This is a genomic window from Pseudomonas sp. PS1(2021) (genome assembly GCF_020405165.1).
Lineage (GTDB): Bacteria > Pseudomonadota > Gammaproteobacteria > Pseudomonadales > Pseudomonadaceae > Pseudomonas > Pseudomonas aeruginosa.
The window spans coordinates 5,155,031-5,176,571 of sequence record NZ_CP084484.1 but is presented as its reverse complement, the minus strand read 5'-3'; the positions used below and the strand labels follow the sequence as shown (position 1 = coordinate 5,176,571).

Here is a 21,541-nt window from a genome sequence, read left to right as displayed (position 1 = left end):
ACGAGTGAACGAGGAATCGACATGTACCTGGAAACCCCGAAGAAATTCCGCAGCCTGGCCAACCAGGCGCATCAGGTCGCGGAAAACTATTTCCGGCCGATCTCGCGCAAGTACGACAAGGCCGAACACGCCTATCCGAAGGAGCTGGACCTGCTCGCGGCCTTGCTGGACGGCATGAACAGCGGCTCGCCCGAGGCTGTCGGCGCGACCTCGGCGAGCAAGCGCGCCGGCAAGCAGGTAGAGGAGGGCATCAAGAACGGCGGCAACCTGTCGGCATTGCTCGGCGTGATGGAACTGTGCTGGGGCGACGTCGGCCTGCTCCTGGCCATGCCGCGCCAGGGGCTGGGCAACGCGGCGATCGCCGCGGTGGCCAACGAGGAGCAGTTGCAGCGCTTCGGCGGCACCTGGGCGGCGATGGCGATCACCGAGCCGGGCTGCGGCTCGGACTCGGCGGCGATTCGCACCACCGCGACCCAGGATGGCGACCACTATGTACTGAACGGCGAGAAGATTTTCGTCACTTCCGGCGAGCGGGCCGATGCCGTGGTGGTCTGGGCCACCCTGAACCGCAACCTGGGGCGGGCGGCGATCAAGTCCTTCGTGGTCGAGAAGGGCACGCCGGGGATGACCGTGACGCGCCTGGAGAAGAAGCTCGGGATCAAGGCTTCGGATACCGCTTCGATCAGTTTCAATGATTGCCGGGTGCCGGCCGCGAACCTGCTGGGCAACGCCGAGGTCGACGTGCAGAAGGGTTTCGCCGGGGTCATGGAGACCTTCGACAATACCCGCCCGCTGGTGGCCGGCATGGCCGTCGGGGTGGCCAAGGCGGCGCTGGACCGGACCCGCGAATTGCTGAAGAAGGCTGGCTGCAAGTTCGACTACAGGAAACCGCTGCTCACCGTCAGCCACGCCGAGGCCACTCTCTATCGCCTGGAGGCGGAGTGGGAGGCAGCGCGCCTGTTGACCTTGAAGGCGGCATGGATGGCCGACAACAAGCTGCCCAACTCGAAGGAAGCGTCCATCGCCAAGGCCAAGGCTGGACGGGTGGCCAACGAGATCACCCTGAAGTGCGTGGAGCTGGCCGGCGCCCTCGGCTACGCCGAGGATGAGCTGTTGGAGAAGTGGGCGCGGGACTCGAAGATCCTCGACATCTTCGAGGGCACCCAGCAGATCCAGCTGCTCATCGTCGCTCGCCGCCTGCTCGGCAAGTCTTCCAGCCAGTTGAAGTAGAAAGGGCGGCAAAGCCCGCCCGGTTCAGGCGCTGGCGCGGTCGCGCCCACCGCCGGCCTGGTCGCCGTTGCTGGATGGCCACAGTGCCAGCCAGTCGCGGAAACGGATGCGTTCCTCATGCACCAGCCAGCCGTCCTGTACGGCAAAGCTCTCGGCCAACCACAGGCCGCGGGTGGCCGCAGGGCGCAACTGGCCCTTGCGCAGGGTGAACAGGTCGCCGGTGGGGCGCCCCTGGTCCAGCGGCAGCAGGTAGAGATCGGGGCGCCGACGGTCCAGACGCGCCACCAGCGGACCGCTCTCGAGCCGCTCGTCGACATGGTAGAGGCTCGGCTCGCGCGCATCGCGCGGCAGCTCCAGGCGCATGTCGTAGACCAGTTGCAGCGAGGCCGTGGGCAGGTGTACGTAGGCGCGTGGGCGCTCCAGCAAGCGCAGGCTGCCGGCTTGCACCGGACGGGCGGCGCCGGACAGCGGGGTGAGGACGAAGTGGCTGTTCTCCCGGTAGCGCAGCGAACCCTGGTAGGGCGTCGGCAGCCAGGTGTCGCCGAAGCGCCCGCCGAGCCAGCCGCCGGCGGTCTCCACCAGGCATTCCTCGGCGACTTCCTGGATCGCCGTGAGCAGCGGCAGGTTCAGTTCGTGGGCCGGTACGTAGCCGGAGATCAGCTTGAGCACGGTATCGCCGCGGTCCAGCCGGCGCTGACGGACCAGCACCCAGTAGTCGCGGCCCTGCCAGTTCAGGGTCAAGCGCACCGAGACCCCCAGGTTGGCCAGCTCGGCGACGAAGCGCTGCGGGTCGGCTACCTCCATGCGGCGGCGGCGTACGAGCATCTGCTGGAAGTTCAGCGGCAGGCCGAGGGCCTGGTAGACCAGCCCGTCCGGGGAGGCCTCCACCAGCAGCGGCAGGGTCTTGAAGGCGGACGGATCCTTGCGGGCGAGCATACGGGGCATACGGGGCTCCTTGTCGGGTCATCGCGCCGGGGCGGGACGGAGGCTCACGTTCGATGCACCGGCCACCGGAGGCGAGGGCGGCAGGCAGGATACGGCTCGTTCGGGAGGAACATGGCAGCGGAATGCACCGCGGGTGTCAACCCGCGGATGTTGCAGCCGATGTATGGTTCAGGCCTTTTTCAGGGCTTGCGCGGCCATCGCGACATTATGGGCCAGGTGCAGCGGATTGATGGTGCCGACGATGGCGGCGGCGACGCCCGGCTGGTCGAAGACCAGTTCGAAGCTGGCGCGCACCGGGTCCTGTCCGGCGCCCAGGCAGGCATGCCCGCTGGCCAGCGCCTTCTTCACCAGGATGCCCTTGGCATGGGCCGCGGCGTACTCGATGACCGGGCGTTCGGCGCGCTCGTTCAGGTTGTAGGTGACCATCGCGCAATCGCCCTCGCGCAGGGCGCGCAGGCCACCTTCGACGGTCTTGCCGGAGAGTCCGTAGGCGCCGATCAGGCCCTCGCGCTTGAGCGCGGCGAGAGTCGGGTAGACCTCGCTGTTCTCGAGGATATCCAGGTCGTTGCCATCGGAATGCACCAGCACCAGCTCGATCCGGTCGGTCTCCAGGCGCTTCAGGCTGCGCTCGACGGAGCGCCGGGTATGCGCGGCGGAGAAGTCGAAGACTGACTGGCCGTCGACGAACTCTTCGCCGACCTTGCTGACGATCACCCAATGTTCGCGCTGGCCGCGCAGCAGCGGGCCGAGGCGTTCCTCGCTGCGGCCGTAGGCCGGGGCGGTGTCGATCAGGTTGATGCCGAGGTCGCGGGCCAGGGCCAGCAGGTCGGCGGCTTCGCGGTCGTCGGGGATGGTGAAGCCGGAAGGGTACTTCACTCCCTGGTCGCGGCCGAACTTGACGGTGCCCAGGCCCAGCGGCGAAACGGCCAGGCCGGTGTCGCCCAGCGGGCGGTGCAGGTCGTGGAGGGTATCCCTGATCATGCGAAGGCTACCTCCCAGGCCGGTTCGGCGAGCGGCGGACGCGGCAGTTGCGGCAGCGCGGCATGTTCGCTGGGGCGGATGCCGTCTTCTTCCAGGCGGGCGCAGACCCGGTCGGCGAAGTCAGGGGCCAGCGCCAGCTTGGTCGGCCAGCCGACCAGCAGGCGTCCCTGTTCGGCGAGGAAGGCGTTGTCCGGGCGCAACAGGTTGGACTGTGCCGGCTCGGCGCGATCCACCCGCAAGGTGGCCCACTGCGCCTGGCCGAGGTCGATCCAGGGCAGCAGCTTTGCCAGTTCGCGGCGTGCTTCGGCGATCTGCGCGGCTTCGTCGCGGGCCACGCCATCGGCTTCGGCGATGTCGCCGCCGAGGTACCAGACCGACTGGCCGTCGCGGGTCGGATGGGTGGTCACGGTGATCCGTGGCTTCGGCCCGGCCCCCAGGCAGTGGGCGTACAGCGGTTTCAGGGTCGCCGCCTTGACCATCACCATGTGCAGCGGCCGCCGCTGCATGGCCGGTTGTTCCAGGCCCAGTTCGCGGAGCAGCGCCTCGTTGCCGGCACCGGCGCTGAGCACCACGCGCTGGGCACGGATCTCCCGGCCGTCGACGCACAGGCCGGCCAGTTCCCGGCCTTCGCGCAGCGGTTCGATGCGTTCGCCGGCGAGCAGGCTGTCGCCGGCCAGTTCCGCCAGGCGGCGAATCAGGTCGGGGACGTCGAAGACGATTTCCGTGAGGCGGTAGGCCTTGCCCTTGAACCCCTTGTCGCGCAGCGCCGGAGGCAAATCCTCGCCCTTGGCCTGCTCGACCCGGCTGCGCACAGCCTTGCTGGCGAAGAAGCTGGTAAGGCTGCCGGCCAGGCCGCCCGGCGACCACAGGTAGTGCGCCTCGGAAAGCAGGCGCACGCCCCGCAGGTCGAGTTCGCCGTCGCTGCCGAGACAGGCGCGCCAGCGCCGCGGCATGTCGGCGATGGCTTCGGAGGCGCCGGTCAGGGCACCATGCAGGGCGTACTTGGCGCCGCCGTGGATGATCCCCTGCGACTTCACGCTCTGTCCGCCGCCGAGGCTGGCGCTTTCCACCAGCACGGTGGCGTAGCCGGCCCGGCGCAAGCGGGCGTTCAGCCAGAGGCCGGCGATACCGCCGCCAACGATGAGGATGTCGGTGGAAAGGGCTTGGGGCATGGGGCTGCCTTATCGGGAACGGAAAGGGCGCAGTATACAACCTGCGCCCGCGACGGTCGTTCAGTGCCCCGAAGCGCGGGAGAACAACTGGATCACCAGCACGCCGGCGATGATCAGGCCGATGCCGAGGAGGGCGGCGGGGTCCAGGCGCTGGCCGTAGACGAACATCGCCACCAGGCTGACCAGGACGATGCCGAGTCCGGACCAGATGGCGTAGACCACGCCGACCGGCAGGGTGCGCATGACCAGCACGAGCATGCTGAAGGCGAGCACGTAGCCGCCCACCACCAGCAGCAGCGGCAGTGGCTTGCTGAATCCGGCGACGGCTTTCAGCGAGGTGGTGGCGACCACTTCGGCGGCGATGGCGATGGCGAGGTAGAGATAGTTGGTCATGGCGGGGTCCTCCGGAAACTGCGGCCATTCTAGGGAGCCGGCGGATGGGATAAAGTCGTTACCTATCTTTATTGGAGATAGGTTATGCAGTGGAACCTGGAGCAGATCCGCCTGTTCGTCAGCGTCGCCGAGCGCCAGTCGTTCTCTGCCGCCGCCCGCGAACTGAAGCGGGTGCAATCGGCGGTGAGCAACGGCATCGCGCTGCTGGAGGCGGACCTCGGCGTCACCCTGTTCGAACGCAGCAGCGGACGCCAGCCGCGCCTGACCGACGAGGGCCGGGTGCTGCTGGCGGAGGCGCGCGAGGTGCTGCGCCAGTGCGAGCGCCTGCAGGGGCGCGCGCTGGGGCTGGCGCGCGGCGAGGAGCCGCGGCTGCGCCTGGCCCAGGACGAGGCGATGCCCTACCAGCCGGTGCTGGACAGCCTGGAAGCGCTGGCGCAGCGCTTTCCCAGTCTGGAGGTGCAGGTGTCCAGCGGCGGCCAGGGTGACGTCACCCGTCGTTTGCTCGAGGAGCAGGCTGACCTCGGCCTGCTGTTCCACCATGAGCGCATGCCTGAGTCGCTGGAGCGGCGGCGCCTCGGCAGCGTCGAGATGGTCACGGTGTGCGGTGCCGGCCACCCGCTGGCCGGGCTGCAACGGGTCAGTCGCCGCGAGCTGGCACAGCACCGGCAACTTTTGATCGTGCCCCAGCAGAGCGGCTATCCGGGCGGCGAGCAGATCAGCCCGCAGGTCTGGCGGCTGGACAGCTTCTATTCCATGGCCGAGCTGCTGATGCGCAACCTCGGCTGGGCCTGGCTACCGCGGCACGTGGTGCAGTATCCCACCTACGACCGGCTGATGGTGGAGCTGACCAGCGACTGGACGCCGCCGTCGCTGGTGGTCGAACTGGTCTGGCGGCGCAACGAGGTGCTCGGCCCGGCGGCGGCCTGGCTCGGCGAAACCTTCACCCGCCACCTACGCGCCATCGGCTGAGCCGGTCGGCGGGAGTTTTGCTAAGCTGCGCGCCCATGAACCGTACCCTCTATACCCTGCTGTTCCACCTCGGCTTGCCGCTGGTGGCGTTGCGCCTGTGGTGGCGCGCGCGCCAGGCACCGGCCTATGCCAAGCGCATCGGCGAGCGTTTTTCCCTGTCCTTGCCCGAGGTGCCGCCCGGCGGCATCTGGGTGCACGCCGTCTCGGTGGGCGAGAGCATCGCCGCCGCGCCGATGGTGCGGGCGCTGCTGGAGCGCCATCCGCAGCTGCCGGTCACCGTCACCTGCATGACCCCGACCGGCTCGGAGCGCATCCTCGCATTGTTCGGCGAGCAGGTCCGGCACTGCTACCTGCCCTACGACCTGCCCTGGGCGGCGGCGCGCTTCCTCGACCGGGTGCGGCCGCGCCTGGCGGTGATCATGGAAACCGAGCTGTGGCCCAACCATATCCATGCCTGCGCCGTGCGCGGGATCCCGGTGGCGCTGGCCAATGCGCGCCTGTCCGAGCGCTCGGCGCGTGGCTACGCGCGCTTCGCCGGGCTGACCCGGCCGATGCTCGCCGAGCTGTCCTGGATCGCCGTGCAGACCGAGGCCGAGGCCGAGCGCTTCCGTCGTCTCGGCGCGCGTCCTGAGTGCGTCAGCGTGACCGGCTCGATCAAGTTCGACCTGCGCATCGACCCGCAGCTGCCGCTGGCCGCTGCCGCCCTGCGCGAGGAATGGGACGCGACGGCGCGACCGCTGTGGATCGCCGCCAGCACCCATGCCGGCGAGGACGAGATCGTCCTGGCAGCCCACCGGCGCCTGCTGGAAACGCGTCCCGACGCGTTGCTGATCCTGGTGCCGCGCCATCCGGAACGCTTCGCCGGCGTCCACGAGCTATGCCGCCGCGAAGGCTTCGCCACGGTCCGGCGCTCCGGCGGCGAGCCGGTGGCACGCGCGACCCAGGTGCTGCTCGGCGATACCATGGGCGAGCTGCTGTTCCTCTATGCCCTGGCCGACATCGCTTTCGTCGGCGGCAGCCTGGTGCCCAACGGCGGGCACAACCTGCTGGAGCCGGCGGCCCTGGGCAAGCCGGTGTTCGCCGGTCCGTACCTGTTCAACTTCCTCGACATCGCCGCGCAATTGCGCGACGCCGGGGCGCTGCTCGAGGTGACGGATGCCGGCGAGCTGTGCGACGGCCTCGCGCGCCTGTGGGCGCAGCCGGAGGTCGCGACGGCCATGGCCACTGCCGGAGAGAAGGTGCTGCGCAACAACCAGGGCGCCCTGGAGCGGCTGCTGGCGGGGTTGGCGCGGTTGCTCGGGCGCGGCGGGTAGAGCTCGCCCCGTCGGCCCTCCCCTGGCCCTGCATCGCGACAGGGCGTTTCAGAACGTCGGCGGGGTGATCACCCAGAGCACCAGGGTATCGCTGTCGCCCGGGTTGCCGTAGCGATGCGGTTCCTGGCTGGAGTAGCTGAAGCTGTCGCCCTCGCGGAGCTGGAAATGGCGGTCGCCGACCCAGAGTTCGAAGATTCCGCTGAGGATGTAGCCGGCTTCCTCGCCCTCATGGCTGTAGCTCTGCTGGCTGTAGGTGCCCGGCGGGAAACGCGAGTGGAGGATCTCCAACTGGCGGCTGGGCTGCGGGGTGAGCAGTTCGTCGATGATGCCGTCTTCGTAATGCACGCTCATGCGCGTGTTGCGCCGCACCACGTAGCCGGCGTCCGCCGGGTCCACCGCGGCCTCGCTGGCGAAGAACCACTGGATGGTCACGCCGAGGCTGCGGGCGATGTTGAACAGCGCCGGAATCGACGGATACGCCAGGTTGCGTTCCAACTGGCTGATGTAGCCGGCGGTGAGTTCGCTCTGTGCGGCCAGCTCGGCCAGGGTCAGGCCGCGGCGCTTGCGCAGGCCGCGGATGCGGGTGCCGAGGAAGTGCGTTTCGCTGCGCGGCGTGTCGGTGGCGTCCGGCGGTGACGGGCGGGGCATGCGGCGGGGTCCTGGCTGCGTTTGCGGCATTCTAGGGGCTGGGCCGGGACCCGTCGAGGGAGCCGCGGCCGCGCCGCTCAGATGCTCCAGGCGGCCTTGAGCCCTTCGTAGATCGCCTCCTCGGCGGTGCGGGGGGCCAGGCAGTCGCCGATCCGCAGCACCTCCGCCAGGCCGTGCAGGCTGTCGGCCAGTCGGTCCACCGGCTGGTGGCCCTGGCATAGCACCAGGGTATCGACCTCCTCGAACAGCATCGCCTCGCCGCTGGCGCTGTGCTGCATGTACACCGTGGTATCGTCGCAGCCGTACAGGCGGGCGTAGGGCGTGACCGGGATACCCAGGCGGTGCAGCTCGCCGGCCAACTGGTCGCGCACGTACAGCGGCAGGCTCTCGCCGCAGTGGGTGCCGTTCACCGCCAGGCGCACCTGGTGGCCCTCGCGTACAAGCTTTTCCGCGATACCGGGGCCGATCCAGTCGCCCCGCCAGTCGGTGACCAGCACCGAACGACCGACCCGCACCTCGCCGCGCAGCACCTGCCAGGCATCCACCACCTGCAGCTCGCCGCCGCGCTCGAAAGGCGGCCAATAGGGTTCGGCGCCGGTAGCGACGATCACCAGGTCCGGCCGTTCGCGCTCCACCAGCGCGCGGTCGACCGGCGTGTTGCGGCGTACCTCGACGCCGGCCAGTTGCATCTCCCGTTGCAGGTTGGTGGAGGCGCCGCCGAATTCCGCGCGGCGCGGCAGCAGTTGCGCCAGGTTGACCTGGCCGCCGAGCTGGGCGCCGGCCTCGCAGAGCACTACCTCGTGGCCGCGCTGTGCCGCCACCGCCGCCGCCTTCATCCCCGCCGGGCCGCCGCCGGCGACCAGCACGCGCTTGCGCTGCGAGGCCGGATTGGGCGTTGCGTAGGTCAGCTCGCGGCCGGTTTCCGGGTGCTGGATGCAGGAGATCGGATAGCCTCGGTGGAAATGTCCGATGCAGGCCTGGTTGCAGGCGATGCAGGCGCGCACGTCGTCGCTGCGCCCGGCCTCGGCCTTATTCGGCATCTGCGGGTCGCAGATCAGCGCGCGGGTCATGCCGCAGACGTCGGCCTGGCCTCGGGCGAGGATGGCCTCGGCCTCCTGGGGCTGGTTGATGCGCCCGGTGACGAACAGCGGGATCGCCAGGCGCGCCTTGAAGGTACCGGCTTCGCGGGCCAGGTAGGCCGGCTCGATGGCCATCGGCGGGACGATATGGATGGCGCCGCCGAGGGAGGCCGAAGTGCCGGCGACGATGTGCAGGTAGTCCAGCTCGCCCTGGACCGCCTCGGCCGCCTGCAGCGACTCGCTTTCGCTGAGACCCTCGGGGTCGCGCTCGTCGGCGGACAGGCGCAGGCCGACGATGAAGTCCTCGGAGGTGGCCGCGCGCACCGCCGCCAGCACTTCGCGGAGGAAACGCAGGCGGGCATCGAGGTCGCCGTTGTAGCCATCCTTGCGGCGGTTCACCCGCGGGTTGAGGAATTGCGCCGGCAGGTAGCCGTGGCTGGCGACCACCTCCACCCCGTCCAGTCCTGCCTCGTGCAGGCGGCGCGCGGCGGCGGCGTAGCCGGCGACGATCTCGTCGATCAGCGGCTGGTCGAGTTCGCGTGGCATCACCCGGAACCGTTCGTTGGGCGAGGCCGAGGCGGAATAGGCCACCGCCAGCAGGCCGTCGGCGGACTCCATGATCTCGCGCCCGGGATGGAAGATCTGCGACAGCACCACACAGCCTTCGGCGTGGCAGGCCTCGGCGACCCGCCGGTAGCCGGGGATGCAGGCATCGTCGGTGGCCATCAGCACGTGCGAGGTGTAGCGCGCGCTGTCGTGGACCCCCGCCACCTGCATGACGATCAGTCCGGCGCCGCCGCGGGCCCGGGCGCGGTGATAGGCGACGAGTGGCTCGTTGACCAGGTTGTCGGTAGGCATCGACGTGTCGTGGCCGCTCGACATGATGCGGTTTTTCAGGCGTTTGCCCCGGATTTCCAGGGGGCTGAACAGGTGCGGGAAATTCACGGTTGGCGTCCTTCTTGTTGTTCTCGCGGCGCGCTTCAGAAACAGGATATGAATTTACCATCAGTAAAAAATCAACTTGTTTTTTTAAAATCGACTGGATAGTTTCTGTCCCGTGGCCGCTTCCCGGCGGCTCGCTGCGATCCACTCCACAACAAGAACAAGAGGAGACGCACATGAACCGTTCCTTTCCGTTGCGCCGCGCGGCCAGCGCCCGTCCGCACCCGGTTTTTCCTTGTCGCGTCCTGCTCGGCGCCGTCCTGCTGGCGTTCGGCGGCCTCGCGCCGGTCCAGGCCGATGATGGCCTGGTGGTGGTCGGCTACGGCGGCGCCGGACAGAAGGCCCAGGAGGTGGCGTTCTTCCAGCCGTTCACGCAGCAGACCGGGATTCCCGTGGTGCAGAGCGAGTACAACGGCGAGATGGCCCGGATCAAGGTGATGGCCGACACCGGTCACGCCGACTGGGACCTGGTCCAGGTCGAGGGGCCGGACCTGGCGCGCGGTTGCGACGACGGCCTGTTCGAGCGTCTGGACTGGCAGGCCATCGGCGGCAAGCAGCAGTTGATCGCCAATGCCGCCCAGGAATGCGGTTCCGCCGCGCTGGTCTGGGGCGTGGCGATCGGCTACGACGCCGACCGGCTGCAACAGCCGCCGGCGTCCTGGGCCGACTTCTGGGACGTCCAGCGCTTCCCCGGCAAGCGCGGCCTGCGCAAGCGGGCGATCTACAACCTGGAGTTCGCCCTGCTCGCCGACGGCGTGCCACGCGAGCAGGTCTATCCGCTGCTGGCGACCCGCGCCGGTGCCGACCGTGCCTTCGCCAAGCTGGGCCAGCTCAAGCCCTACATCCAGTGGTGGGAGGCGGGAGCGCAGCCGGCGCAGTGGCTGGCCGCCGGCGACGTGGTGATGACGTCCACCTACACCGGGCGCATCGCCGACGCCCACCGCGCGGGGCGCAACCTGGCCCTGGTATGGCCGGGCAGCCTGTACGGCATGGACTACTGGGCGGTGGTCAAGGGTTCGAAGCGCGGCGCCGAGGCGCGTCGCTTCATCGCCTTCGCCAATGCCCCGGATGCCCAGGTGCGCTACGTCGAGAACATTCCCTACGGGCCGACCAACCGCCAGGCCGCCCAGCGCCTGCCCGCGCAACTGGCGAGCTGGGTGCCGACCGCGCCGGCGAACCTGGAGCAGGGCCTGGCGATGGACGACGAATTCTGGGTCGAGCACGGCGAGGAGCTGGAGGAGCGCTTCAACGCCTGGGCCAGCCAGTGAGACGGGCGCTACGTAACCTGCGATCATCGGGGCTGCCCGCCGGTGGTCGCGGGCGACGAGCAGGAGCCGCGAAAGGATGAACCAGGAAGTGCGCTTTTCCCGTCTGGAGCCAGAGCAGCGCAAGGCGCTGCTGATCGAGGCGACCCTGGCCTGCCTGAAGCGGCATGGCTTCCAGGGCGCCTCGGTGCGCAAGATCTGCGCCGAGGCCGGGGTATCGGTGGGCCTGATCAATCACCACTACGATGGCAAGGACGCGCTGGTGGCCGAGGCCTACCTGGCGGTCACCGGACGCGTCATGCGCCTGCTCCGCGGTGCCATCGACACCGCGCCGGGCGGCGCCCGCCCGCGGCTCTCGGCGTTCTTCGAGGCATCCTTCTCCGCCGAGCTGCTCGATCCGCAATTGCTCGACGCCTGGCTGGCGTTCTGGGGTGCGGTGGGCAGCATCGAAGCGATCGGGCGGGTCCACGACCATTCCTATGGCGAGTACCGGGCGCTGCTGGTCGGCGTGCTGCGGCAACTGGCGGAGGAGGGCGGCTGGGCGGACTTCGACGCGGAACTGGCGGCCATCAGCCTCAGCGCCCTGCTCGACGGGCTGTGGCTGGAGTCTGGGCTGAATCCCGCGACCTTCACACCGCGGCAGGGCGTGCAGATTTGCGAGGCCTGGGTGGATGGCCTGGAGGCGGGCGCCCATCGCCGCTTCCGGCGTGCGATGGAAGCTTGTTGATCGTCCGTTCAGTAGTGGATAGGCTGCTGCTGGCAGCGGAAGGCGCCCCGGCCCCTTCCGCCCACCGTCCGACAACCCAGAACAAGAAACGCCCCGGCCCGCCGGAGGCGCAAGGTGATGGCGATGGTTCCGCGCGTATTGGTGGTCGACGACGACCCGGTGATTCGTGAGCTTCTCCAGGCCTATCTCGGCGAGGAGGGCTATGACGTCCTCTGCGCCGGCAACGCCGAGCAGGCGGAAGCCTGCCTTGCCGAGTGCGCCCATCTCGGCCAGCCGGTCGAGCTGGTGCTGCTGGACATCCGCCTGCCCGGCAAGGACGGCCTGACCCTGACCCGCGAGCTGCGGGTGCGCTCCGAGGTGGGGATCATCCTGATCACCGGGCGCAACGACGAGATCGATCGCATCGTCGGCCTGGAGTGCGGCGCCGACGATTACGTGATCAAGCCGCTGAACCCGCGCGAACTGGTGTCGCGGGCGAAGAACCTGATCCGCCGGGTGCGCCATGCCCAGGCCAGCGCCGGCCCCGCCCGGCAGGCCCTCAGGCAGTTCGGCGACTGGCTGCTGGACGCCGACCGGCGCCGCCTGATCGACCACGCGGGCAACGAAACCCTGCTCACCCATGGCGAATTCCAATTGCTCGGCGCTTTCCTGCGCAACAGCGGGCATACCCTGAGCCGCGACCAGTTGATGGACCAGATCCGCAACCGCGAGTGGCTGCCCAGCGATCGCTCCATCGACGTGCTGGTCGGCCGCCTGCGTCGCAAGCTGCGCGACGACCCGGCCGAACCGCAACTGATCATCACCATCCACGGCGCCGGCTACCTGTTCACCGCCGCGGCCAGCGACGCCTGAGCCATGCAGGCCTGCTGGCTGGCGCTCTGCGGATGGCTGCTGGGCGGCCTGGCACAGGCTGCAGAGACCATCCGCTATTGCGACTATCCGGTATACCCGCCGATCTCCTGGAGCGACGGCCAGCAGGTCCGGGGGCTGGCGCCGGAGCTGGTGAAGCGGCTGTTCGGCGCGCTGGGCTACCGGGTCGAGGTGGTGGTGCTGGGCAACTGGCGGCGCTGCCTGCTCGACGCCGCCGCCGGACGGGTCGACCTGATACTGGCCTACCGCACGCCCGCGCGCGATCGCGACCTGGCGTTTTCCACCGAGCCGGTGCTGCGCGAGGACGTGGCGATCTTCTACAACCGCCAGCGGCCGGTGCGCATCCAATCCCTCGGCGACCTCGCCGGCTATCGCGGCGGGCTGTTGTTCGGCGAAAGCTACGGGGCGGACTTCGACCGCTTCGTCGGCCGCCACGGCAACGTCGAATGGGTTTCCGACAGCCGACAGAACTTCGGCAAGCTGGTGCGCCAGCGCATCGACTACATCGCCCACGAACGCCGCACCGGCACGCTGTTCGCCGAGCGCCTGGCCGGCGGCGAGAACATCCGTGCGCTGCCCGAACCGCTGACGGTGGACTACCTGCGGGTGGCGGTCTCGCGGCACTCGCCGCTGGCGGCGAAGATGGACGAGATCGACCGGGCCCTGCGAGGCTATCGCGACGACGGCAGCATCCAGCGTTGGCTGGACGACAGCGTGCGCGACTATCGGCGCCTCGCCGGCAACCGCGCGGACGCCTGGTGAGCGGCCGCGGCGGAGTGTTGGCGCGGCGCCTGCTGTGGCGGGTGCTGCTGTTCAGCCTGTGTTTCACCGTCCTCGCCGGCGCCGTGCAGCTGTTCTTCGAATACCGCCGCGAAATGCGCGAGATCGAGGCGCGCCTGGAACTGATCCGCAGCGGCTACCTGGCCAGCTTCGAGCGCAGCCTGTGGGATCTCAACCAGGAGCAGTTGAACGTGCAGTTGCGCGGCCTCGGGGATTTCCCCGACATCGCCCGTGTCAGCCTGCAAAGCGCCGACTTCAACCTGTTGCAGGGCGACCAGCGTCCACGCGGCATGCTGCGGGTCGAGCGCTTTCCCTTGAGCTACCAGCCGCCGGGGGGCGAGCGTCGGCAACTGGGCGAGCTGGAGATCGCCATCGACCTGGCGGCGGTCTATCGCCGGCTGGTTTCCGGCGGCCTGGCCAGCCTCTTGTGGATGGGCAGTTTCCTTTGCGGCCTGGCGGTGGCCCTCAGTTGGCTGTTCCACAGCCTGGTCACTCGCCATCTGTGGCGCATGTCCGAGTTCGCCGGGCATATCGCCGAAGGCGACCTGCAACAGCCGCTGCGACTGGACAAGGTGGACCGCGAGCGCGATGAGATCGACGCCGTCGCCGCCGCCCTGGAAGACATGCGCCAGGCCCTGCGCACCGACCGCCGCCGGCGCGATGCCGATCGCGACGAGTTGCGCCGACAGGTCGAGCGACGCACCGCCAGCCTGCGTCGGGCGAAGGACCAGGCGGAAGCCGCCGACCGCGCGAAGAGCCGTTTCCTCGCGACCATGAGCCATGAGATCCGTACCCCGCTGAACGGCATCCTGGGCATGGCCGAGCTGCTGCGCGAGGCATCGCTCGGCGAGCGTGACCGCCAGCGCCTGCGGGCACTGGCGACAGCGGGGGAGGGACTGCTGGCGATCCTCAACGAGGTCCTCCACTTCGCCCGGCTGGAGGAAGCGCCGGATGTGCCGGAAGCGGTGGACTTTTCCTTGCGAAGCCTGCTCGAGGATGTCCTCACCCTGCTCGAACCGCGGGCGCGGGAGAACGCCACGCGGCTGGACCTGTGGCTGGACCCGCAGGTTCATGACGGCCATCGCGGCGCCGAGCAGTTCCTGCGCCAGGTGTTGACCAACCTGCTGGGCAACGCGGTGAAGTTCACCGAGGCCGGCGAGGTGCGCGTTCGCGTCGAGCGGCTGGTGCGCAGCGCAGGAAGCGAGCGACTGCGGCTGAGCGTCGCGGACGATGGAATCGGCATTCCCGAGGAAATGCGCGAACGCATCTTCGAACGCTTCACCCAGGGCGGCGACGCCGTGACCCGCCGTTACGGCGGAACCGGCCTGGGCCTGGCGATCAGCAAGCGGCTGGTGGAAGCGCTGGGCGGGCGGATCGGCGTGGAAAGCCGGGTCGGCCAGGGCAGCACGTTCTGGTTCGAGATCGAGCTGGCGCTGGCGAGCTTGTCCGGCGCGACGCCGCCGGCGGCATCGGTGTCTGCGCTGGAGGTGCTGCTGGTGGAGGACGTGGCGCTCAACCGCGAGGTGGCCCAGGGCCTGCTCGAGCGGGACGGCCACCGGGTGATGCTGGCCGAGGACGCGGGGCCGGCCCTGGCGTTGTGCCGGCAGCGGCGCTTCGACCTGATCCTGCTGGACATGCACCTGCCGGGGATGGCTGGCCTCGAGCTTTGCGCCGGGATTCGCCGGCAGCTCGACGGCCTGAACCGCGCCACGCCGATCTTCGCCTTCACCGCCAGCATCCAGCCGGACATGGTGCGTCGGTACTTCGCCGCGGGCATGCAGGGGGTGCTCGGCAAGCCCCTGCGGATGGACGAGCTGCGCCGCGCGCTGGGCGAGGTCGGCACCAGCGTGCCTGCGCTTGCGGTGGACGCCGCGCTGGACCGGCAAATGCTCGAGACCCACCGCCGCCTGCTGGGGCGGCACAAGCTCGCCGGACTGCTGGGCAACCTGCTGGGAAGCCTGGACGAGCAGTTGCCGCTGCTGGCCGAAGCCCTGGACCAGGCGGACCTGGCCGAGGCGGCGAACATCGCCCATCGCCTGTCCGGAAGCTGCCACTCCATGGGCCTGGTGGCGCTCGGCGCCGGCCTGGGCGAGCTGGAGCGCGAGGCCCTGGGCGCGGCCGGGGTCGACCCGCGAGCCTGGGGCGCACGCCTGGGTAGCCTGCGCCGCGACGGCGCCGAAGCCCTGCGCCGCGCCGGCTTCCTCGGCGAAGCCGACTCAGCGGCCGGTTGAGCGGCGCGGCGAACAACTTCCTTACAGCTTTTTACATCTTCGATCCGCGCGTTCAACGGCGTCTTACATCCGCCGCCAATAATCCGCTCATCCGTGCGCAAGACACGGCCTCTGACAGAGTGGAGACAAGAATAATGAGCCATCTCGAAGACCCCTGTGCGTACCCTCATCCGGAGGTGCGCCATGGCTGACGGCAAGGAAAGGCTGCAACTCACCCGGGCCCTGGCGAGCCGCCACATCTTCATGCTGTCCCTCGGCGGGGTGATCGGCACCGGGCTGTTCATGGGCTCCGGCGTGACCATCAACCAGGGCGGCCCGGCCGGCGCGGTGCTGGCCTACCTGGTGGCCGGGGTGCTGATGTACCTGGTGATGGTCTGCCTCGGCGAGCTGTCGGTGCAGATGCCGGTCTCCGGTTCGTTCCAGGCCCACGCAACGCGTTTCATCGGCCCGGCGACCGGCTTCATGATCGGCTGGGTCTACTGGATGAGCTGGGCCTCCACGGTAGGCCTGGAATTCACCGCGGCCGGGATGCTCATGACCCGCTGGTTCCCGGAGGTGCCCGTGTGGCTATGGTCGGGTTTCTTCGTGGTCGTGCTGTTCTCCCTCAATGCCCTGGCGACCCGCGCCTTCGGCGAGGCCGAGTACTGGTTCGCCGGGATCAAGGTGGCGGCGATCCTGGTGTTCATCGTGGTCGGGGGGCTGGTGATCTTCGGCGGTATCGAACTGAAGAGCGGTGCGCCGGCGCCGATGTTCTCCAACCTGGTCGGCGAGCGGCTGTTCCCCAACGGCCTGTCGGCGGTGTTCGCGGTGATGATGACGGTGGTCTATGCCTTCCAGGGTTGCGAGATCATGGGCGTCGCCGCCGGCGAGACCGAGCGACCGGAGAAGAGCATCCCGCGGGCGGTGCGCAACGTGGTGTTCCGCGTACTGATCTTCTACGTGCTGGCCATCGTCGTGCTTTCCGCTATCATTCCCTGGCAACAGGCCGGGCTGATGGAAAGCCCGTTCGTGCAGGTGTTCGACATGGTCGGGATTCCCTACGCGGCGGACCTGATGAACTTCGTCATCCTCACCGCCATCCTCTCGGTAGGCAACTCGGGCCTGTACGCCTCGACGCGGATCCTCTGGGCGATGTCCAGGACCGGCATGGCCCCGCGCGGCCTGTCGAAGCTCAGCGCGCGCGGCGTGCCGCTCTACGCGTTGCTGATCACCCTGTGCTTCGCCCTGCTCTCGTTGCTGACCAGCGTGGTCGCCGCCGACACCCTGTTCATGGTGCTGATGGCGGTGAGCGGGATGTCCGGCACCGTCACCTGGATCGTCATCGCCTACGCCCAATACCGCTTCCGCCGCGAGTACATGGCCAGCGGCGGCACGGTCTCCGAGCTGAAATATGCCGCGCCGCTGTTCCCGCTGGTGCCGCTGGCCTGCATCGCCGTGTGCTGCTCGCTGTTCGTCTTCCTCGCCCTCGATCCCACCCAGCGGCCGTCCTTGTACTGGGGCTTCGGCTTCATCGCCGCCTGCTACCTGGCCTATTACGTGGTTCGTCGCCGGCAGCCGCAGGGACTGGGCGACCCCGCCCTGGGACGGGCCGGCTGAACGGCCATTCGCAGGACCCGACGCCCGCCGCATCCGGCGGGCGTTTTCGTTTTTGCCTGGTTGGTTTGTTCGAAGTTGTAACAGCCGGCTCGCGCGGGCCTTCGCCGCTTTTCGGCGGATCGCATGGCGTGTGGCTTTGCGCCTGCCGCAGGGCCGTTACATACACCCGAATGGGTGGATTGTGGTCTTGTTGAACGAGTGTTTAGTATTGCCTGAAAGCCGCGATCGCCATCAACCAACAATAAGAACGAGGGCCGCATGACTGACCTTTCCCCATTGCAGACGCGGGTCGAAGCCGGGATCGCCTGGCTCGTCCTGAATCGTCCGCAACAGCGCAATGCACTGGATATCCCCACCCTGGAGGCCCTGCACGTCCGACTCGATGCCTGCGAGCGCGACCCGGCAGTGCGCGCCGTGGTCCTCGGCGGCAGCGGACGCAGCTTCTGCGCCGGGGCCGATCTCGCCGAATGGGCGGCGGCTGAAGCCCGTGGCGAGCTGGAAAGCTATGGCTGGACCGAGGCCGCCCACGCCCTGATGGGGCGCCTGCACGCCCTCGACAAACCCACAGTCGCCGCCGTCAACGGCAGCGCCGTGGGCGCTGGCATGGACCTGGCGCTGTGCTGCGATTTCCGCATCGCCGCCGCCTCGGCGCGCTTCAAGGCCGGCTACACCGGCATGGCCTACTGCCCGGACGCCGGCGCCAGTTGGCATCTGCCACGGCTGCTCGGCAGCGAGGCGGCCAAGCGCCTGCTGTTCCTCGACGAAGCCTGGAGCGCGGAGCGCGCCCTGGGCGCCGGACTGGTCGGCGAGGTGGTCGCCGACGAGCGCCTGGTTGAGACGGTCGGCGCCTTCGCTGCGCGTCTCGCCAGCGGCCCGACCTTCGCCTTCGCCCAGACCAAGCGCCTGCTGCGCGACGGCGCCGGGCGCTCGCTGGCCGAGCAGTTGCGTGCCGAGCAGGCCGCCGGGCTGCTCTGCGGGCGCAGCGAGGATGCCGCCGAGGCGCTGCGCGCCGTGGCCGAGAAACGTTCCCCTCAATTCAGCGGGCGCTAGGCGCCGAGCAGGTGATTCCCATGGATTTCAGGCTGACCCAGGAACAGGACATGCTGGTCGAGGCGGTGCGCAGCTTCGTCGAGAAGGAACTGCTGCCCCACGAGGACGATGTCGACCGCGCCGACGCGGTGTCGCCGGAGCTGGCCGCACAGATTCGCGGCAAGGCCCTCGCCGCCGGTTTCTATGCCTTCAACATGCCCGAGGAAGTGGGTGGCGGCGGCCTCGACTACCTGTCCCAGGCGCTGGTCGAACGCGAGCTGTCGAAGGTCTCCTGGGCCCTCCACGTATTCGTCGCGCGGCCCTCGAAGATCCTCATGGCCTGCACCGGAGAACAGCTCGGCGACTACCTGTTGCCCTGCGTGCAGGGCGAAAAGACCGATTGCTTCGCCCTCACCGAGCCGGGCGCCGGCTCCGACGCCAATTCGATCAAGACCCGCGCGGTGCGCGACGGCGACGCCTTCGTGATAAACGGTAGCAAGCACTTCATCAGCCACGCCGGGCACGCCGACTTCGCCATCGTCTTCGCCGTCACCGACAGCTACGAGCACAACGGCCGCAAGCGCAACGCGGTGACCGCCTTCCTGGTGGACAAGGGCACGCCCGGGATGACCGTGCGCCGCGGGCCGAAATGCGTGAGCAACCGTGGCTACCACACTTACGAGATCTTCTTCGACGATTGCCGGGTGCCGGCCTCCAAGGTACTCGGCGAGGTCGGCAAGGGCTGGGAAGTGGCCAACGCCTGGCTCACCGCCGGACGGGTGATGGTCGCCGCCAACTGCGTCGGCCAGGCCCAGCGCGCCCTCGACCTATCACTGCGCTGGGCGGCCGATCGCAAGCAGTTCGGCCAGCCGATCGGCAGCTACCAGGGCGTTTCCTTCAAGCTCGCCGACATGGCTACGCAGATCCGCGCCGCCGAGCTGATGACCCTGCACACCGCCTGGAAGATGGACCAGGGCACCATGACCGACGGCGAGGCCGGCATGGCCAAGCTGTTCGCCAGCGAGACCCTCGGCAAGGTCGCCGACGAAGCGGTGCAGATCTTCGGCGGCATGGGCCTGATGGATGAAGGACCGGTCGAGCGCATCTGGCGCAACGCGCGGATCGAGCGGATCTGGGAGGGCACTTCGGAAATCCAGCGGCACATCGTTTCCCGCGAACTGCTGCGGCCGTTGCTGCGTTGAAGTCCTGGCTCCCCTCTCCCTCCAGGGGAGAGGGGAAGGCTGCCATGTTCCGAATCGAGAACCGACATGAATCGTGAAAACCTCAAGCGCCTGCTGGCACCCAGGCATCTCGCCTTCATTGGCGGCCGTAGCATGGCGCGTGCCCTGAAACGCTGTGCCGAAGGCGGTTTCGCCGGCCAGATGTGGCTGGTCAATCCGCAGCACGCCGAACTCGAAGGCGTACCCTGCGTGGCCAGCGTCGCCGACCTGCCGTGCGGCCCGGACGCGGCGTTCGTCGCCACCAACCGCGAACTGACCCTCGACGCGATCGCCGCGCTCGCCGCCAAAGGCGCCGGCGGGGCGATCTGCTATGCCTCCGGCTTCGCCGAAACCGGCGAACAGGGCCTGGCCTTGCAACGCCGGCTGCTGGCCGCCGCCGGCGAAATGGCGCTGCTCGGCCCGAACTGCTACGGCTTGCTCGACTACCTGCACGGCGCCGCGCTATGGCCGGTGGCACATGGCGGTCGGCAGGTGGAGCGGGGCGTCGCGGTGCTGACGCAGAGCGGCAACTTCGCCTACAACCTGTCGATGAGCGACCGTTCGCTGCCGGTGGCCTATATGGCATCGGTGGGCAACCAGGCGCAGCTGGGCATCGCCGAGCTGATGGACGTGCTGCTCGACGAGCCGCGGGTGACTGCCATCGGCCTGCATCTGGAAGGTCTGAAGAACGTCCCGGGGTTCGCCCGCGCGGCCTACAAGGCGTTGCAGAAAGGCGTGCCGGTGATCGCCCTGAAGACCGGAGTGTCGAAGATCGGTGCTGCCCTCGCGCTCAGCCACACCAGTTCCCTGGCCGGTTCCGACGCGCTCTACGACAGCCTGTTCGAGCGCCTCGGGGTAATCCGTGTGAGCGGCCCGGTGAGCTTCGTCGAAACCCTCAAGGCCGCCGCCTGCGGCCACCTGCCTGGCGGGCCGAGCCTGGTCGCGCTGGCCTGTTCCGGCGGCGACGCCGGGTTGATCGCTGACTACGCCGAGCGCAACGGCCTGGGGTTGCCGTCTTTCGACGCCGGACAGCGCGACGAACTGGCCGGGGTACTGCCCGACTACGCCAACATCGCCAACCCGCTGGACTTCACCACCGCCATCTGGGGCGATGCCGCGGCCCTGGAGGAAATGCTCGACAGCGCTTTGCGCAGCCCTGCCGACGCCGCCCTGCTGGTGCTCGACTATCCGGGCGAGGAAACCGGCGAGCGGCCGCAGTGCGACCTGCTTCTGCAACGCTACTGCGCCGCGCTGAAGCGCCACGGCAAAGTCGGCTTCATCGCCTCGGCGTTCCCGGAACTGCTGCCGGCCCGGGCCCGCGAGCTGTTGCACGGCGAGGGCGTCGCCGCGCTGCAAGGCGTCGAGGATGGTCTCGCCGCCTGGGGACGGATCGCCCGCTACCGCCAGCGCCGCGCGGCGCTGCTGGAGCGCGGCGAGGCGGCGTTGGTGCCGATCTGCCCAGGGCCGCTGGCGGGCGACGGCTACCTGCTCGACGAGTGGCAATCCAAGCAGGCGCTGAAATCCTTCGGCCTGCCACTGCCCCCGGGGGTGCTGAGCACCCCCGGGCTGGCCCGCGAAGCGGCCCTCGACCTCGGCTTCCCGCTGGTGCTCAAGGCGGTCAGCGCCGCGCTGCCGCACAAGACCGAGGCCGGCGGCGTGGCGCTCGGCCTGCGCAACGAGGCGGCGCTGGAGGCGGCATTGTTCGACATGCGCGAAAGCCTGGCCCGGCACGCGCCGCAACTGGTCTTCGAGCGTGTGTTGCTGGAGCGCATGGCAGGCGCGCCGCTGGCCGAGCTGATCGTCGGGGTCAAGCGCGAGGAGGGCTTCGGCCTGGCATTGGTGATCGGTGCCGGCGGGATACTCGTGGAGCTGCTGCGCGACAGTCGCAGCCTGCTCCTGCCGACCACCGACGCGGCGATCCGCGATGCCCTGCTGAGCCTGCGCAGCGCGCCGTTGCTCAGCGGCTTCCGCGGTCGCCCGGCGGTATCCATGGAGGCCCTGGTGGCGGCGATCCGCGCGGTCGCCGAATTCGCCTGCGAACATGCCGAGCGCTTGCTGGAGCTGGACGTCAACCCATTGCTGGCGGATGCCGAGGGAGCGCTGGCGGTGGATGCGTTGATCCGGCTGGCCAATGGCTGAAGGCCCGGGCGG

The 21,541-nt window shown here is 69.2% G+C and carries 18 protein-coding genes; 12 read left to right on the top strand and 6 right to left on the bottom strand.

Annotation, left to right across the window (positions count from 1 at the left end):
* The first annotated feature begins 21 nt into the window (after positions 1 to 21).
* Entirely contained in the window at positions 22 to 1,230 is a 1,209-nt protein-coding gene (locus LE197_RS24810; RefSeq protein WP_003095742.1) for an acyl-CoA dehydrogenase family protein, read from the top strand.
* A 24-nt stretch (positions 1,231 to 1,254) separates the two neighbouring features.
* On the opposite strand, the gene LE197_RS24805 is transcribed toward LE197_RS24810, so the two are convergent.
* From LE197_RS24805 to LE197_RS24790, 4 genes are all read right to left on the bottom strand, one after another.
* Positions 1,255 to 2,175, bottom strand: coding sequence for a hypothetical protein (locus LE197_RS24805; RefSeq protein ID WP_003114542.1), 921 nt, complete (start codon positions 2,173 to 2,175; stop codon positions 1,255 to 1,257).
* Positions 2,176 to 2,343: 168 nt separating this feature from the next.
* A complete protein-coding gene (locus LE197_RS24800) occupies positions 2,344 to 3,156 on the bottom strand; it encodes an aldo/keto reductase (RefSeq protein WP_003114541.1) in 813 nt (270 codons plus the stop codon).
* A complete protein-coding gene (locus LE197_RS24795; RefSeq protein WP_003109889.1) occupies positions 3,153 to 4,328 on the bottom strand; it encodes an NAD(P)/FAD-dependent oxidoreductase in 1,176 nt (391 codons plus the stop codon). The genes LE197_RS24800 and LE197_RS24795 overlap by 4 nt, the downstream gene beginning before the upstream one ends.
* A gap of 60 nt (positions 4,329 to 4,388) precedes the next feature.
* Complete coding sequence (locus LE197_RS24790) at positions 4,389 to 4,721, bottom strand: DMT family transporter (protein WP_003095735.1); 333 nt, start codon at positions 4,719 to 4,721, stop codon at positions 4,389 to 4,391.
* 84 nt (positions 4,722 to 4,805) lie between these two features.
* Here LE197_RS24790 and LE197_RS24785 point away from each other — a divergent pair, with 84 nt between their 5' ends.
* Positions 4,806 to 5,690 (top strand): LysR family transcriptional regulator, encoded by an 885-nt coding sequence (locus tag LE197_RS24785; protein ID WP_003109888.1) that lies wholly within the window; start codon positions 4,806 to 4,808, stop codon positions 5,688 to 5,690.
* 35 nt (positions 5,691 to 5,725) lie between these two features.
* A complete protein-coding gene (gene waaA, locus LE197_RS24780; protein ID WP_023108826.1) occupies positions 5,726 to 7,003 on the top strand; it encodes a lipid IV(A) 3-deoxy-D-manno-octulosonic acid transferase in 1,278 nt (425 codons plus the stop codon).
* Positions 7,004 to 7,051: 48 nt separating this feature from the next.
* Here the strand turns inward: waaA and LE197_RS24775 are convergent, their stop codons facing one another.
* Both LE197_RS24775 and LE197_RS24770 read right to left on the bottom strand, forming a co-directional pair.
* Positions 7,052 to 7,651, bottom strand: a complete 600-nt coding sequence (locus tag LE197_RS24775) for a helix-turn-helix domain-containing protein (protein ID WP_003095727.1) — start codon at positions 7,649 to 7,651, stop codon at positions 7,052 to 7,054.
* Between the two features lie 77 nt (positions 7,652 to 7,728).
* Positions 7,729 to 9,675, bottom strand: coding sequence for an FAD-dependent oxidoreductase (locus LE197_RS24770; RefSeq protein WP_023108825.1), 1,947 nt, complete (start codon positions 9,673 to 9,675; stop codon positions 7,729 to 7,731).
* Between the two features lie 173 nt (positions 9,676 to 9,848).
* Between LE197_RS24770 and LE197_RS24765 the strand changes: the two genes are divergently transcribed.
* The 9 genes from LE197_RS24765 to LE197_RS24725 all read left to right on the top strand — a co-directional run bounded on the left by LE197_RS24765 (position 9,849) and on the right by LE197_RS24725 (position 21,529).
* Positions 9,849 to 10,940, top strand: coding sequence for an ABC transporter substrate-binding protein (locus tag LE197_RS24765; protein ID WP_003095722.1), 1,092 nt, complete (start codon positions 9,849 to 9,851; stop codon positions 10,938 to 10,940).
* A 76-nt stretch (positions 10,941 to 11,016) separates the two neighbouring features.
* Entirely contained in the window at positions 11,017 to 11,664 is a 648-nt protein-coding gene (locus LE197_RS24760; protein ID WP_003114535.1) for a TetR family transcriptional regulator C-terminal domain-containing protein, read from the top strand.
* A 117-nt stretch (positions 11,665 to 11,781) separates the two neighbouring features.
* On the top strand, positions 11,782 to 12,516 hold the full coding sequence (aruR, locus tag LE197_RS24755) for a two-component system response regulator AruR (protein ID WP_003095718.1): 735 nt from the start codon (positions 11,782 to 11,784) through the stop codon (positions 12,514 to 12,516).
* A gap of 3 nt (positions 12,517 to 12,519) precedes the next feature.
* Positions 12,520 to 13,296 carry a substrate-binding periplasmic protein gene (locus LE197_RS24750; RefSeq protein ID WP_019726968.1) on the top strand — a complete coding sequence of 259 codons (777 nt, stop codon included), beginning with the start codon at positions 12,520 to 12,522 and terminating at the stop codon, positions 13,294 to 13,296.
* A complete protein-coding gene (locus LE197_RS24745) occupies positions 13,293 to 15,545 on the top strand; it encodes an ATP-binding protein (RefSeq protein ID WP_019726967.1) in 2,253 nt (750 codons plus the stop codon). Before LE197_RS24750 ends, LE197_RS24745 begins: the two co-directional genes overlap by 4 nt.
* A gap of 183 nt (positions 15,546 to 15,728) precedes the next feature.
* A complete protein-coding gene (locus LE197_RS24740) occupies positions 15,729 to 17,141 on the top strand; it encodes an amino acid permease (RefSeq protein WP_023108824.1) in 1,413 nt (470 codons plus the stop codon).
* 258 nt (positions 17,142 to 17,399) lie between these two features.
* Positions 17,400 to 18,191, top strand: coding sequence for an enoyl-CoA hydratase/isomerase family protein (locus tag LE197_RS24735; RefSeq protein ID WP_003116159.1), 792 nt, complete (start codon positions 17,400 to 17,402; stop codon positions 18,189 to 18,191).
* 20 nt (positions 18,192 to 18,211) lie between these two features.
* Positions 18,212 to 19,372 carry an acyl-CoA dehydrogenase family protein gene (locus LE197_RS24730; protein ID WP_003095708.1) on the top strand — a complete coding sequence of 387 codons (1,161 nt, stop codon included), beginning with the start codon at positions 18,212 to 18,214 and terminating at the stop codon, positions 19,370 to 19,372.
* 66 nt (positions 19,373 to 19,438) lie between these two features.
* Complete coding sequence (locus LE197_RS24725) at positions 19,439 to 21,529, top strand: acetate--CoA ligase family protein (protein WP_023108823.1); 2,091 nt, start codon at positions 19,439 to 19,441, stop codon at positions 21,527 to 21,529.
* Positions 21,530 to 21,541 lie beyond the last annotated feature (12 nt).

Bases quoted from the DNA above. Each gene is read 5' to 3' on its own strand.
- LE197_RS24775 (WP_003095727.1), bottom strand. From the start codon at position 7,651: ATGCCCCGCCCGTCACCGCCGGACGCCACCGACACGCCGCGCAGCGAA.
- LE197_RS24735 (WP_003116159.1), top strand. From the start codon at position 17,400: ATGACTGACCTTTCCCCATTGCAGACGCGGGTCGAAGCCGGGATCGCC.
- LE197_RS24785 (WP_003109888.1), top strand. From the start codon at position 4,806: ATGCAGTGGAACCTGGAGCAGATCCGCCTGTTCGTCAGCGTCGCCGAG.
- LE197_RS24725 (WP_023108823.1), top strand. From the start codon at position 19,439: ATGAATCGTGAAAACCTCAAGCGCCTGCTGGCACCCAGGCATCTCGCC.
- LE197_RS24810 (WP_003095742.1), top strand. From the start codon at position 22: ATGTACCTGGAAACCCCGAAGAAATTCCGCAGCCTGGCCAACCAGGCG.
- LE197_RS24800 (WP_003114541.1), bottom strand. From the start codon at position 3,156: ATGATCAGGGATACCCTCCACGACCTGCACCGCCCGCTGGGCGACACC.
- LE197_RS24790 (WP_003095735.1), bottom strand. From the start codon at position 4,721: ATGACCAACTATCTCTACCTCGCCATCGCCATCGCCGCCGAAGTGGTC.
- LE197_RS24730 (WP_003095708.1), top strand. From the start codon at position 18,212: ATGGATTTCAGGCTGACCCAGGAACAGGACATGCTGGTCGAGGCGGTG.
- aruR (WP_003095718.1), top strand. From the start codon at position 11,782: ATGGCGATGGTTCCGCGCGTATTGGTGGTCGACGACGACCCGGTGATT.
- LE197_RS24795 (WP_003109889.1), bottom strand. From the start codon at position 4,328: ATGCCCCAAGCCCTTTCCACCGACATCCTCATCGTTGGCGGCGGTATC.
- LE197_RS24740 (WP_023108824.1), top strand. From the start codon at position 15,729: ATGGCTGACGGCAAGGAAAGGCTGCAACTCACCCGGGCCCTGGCGAGC.
- LE197_RS24765 (WP_003095722.1), top strand. From the start codon at position 9,849: ATGAACCGTTCCTTTCCGTTGCGCCGCGCGGCCAGCGCCCGTCCGCAC.
- LE197_RS24750 (WP_019726968.1), top strand. From the start codon at position 12,520: ATGCAGGCCTGCTGGCTGGCGCTCTGCGGATGGCTGCTGGGCGGCCTG.
- LE197_RS24760 (WP_003114535.1), top strand. From the start codon at position 11,017: ATGAACCAGGAAGTGCGCTTTTCCCGTCTGGAGCCAGAGCAGCGCAAG.
- LE197_RS24805 (WP_003114542.1), bottom strand. From the start codon at position 2,175: ATGCCCCGTATGCTCGCCCGCAAGGATCCGTCCGCCTTCAAGACCCTG.
- waaA (WP_023108826.1), top strand. From the start codon at position 5,726: ATGAACCGTACCCTCTATACCCTGCTGTTCCACCTCGGCTTGCCGCTG.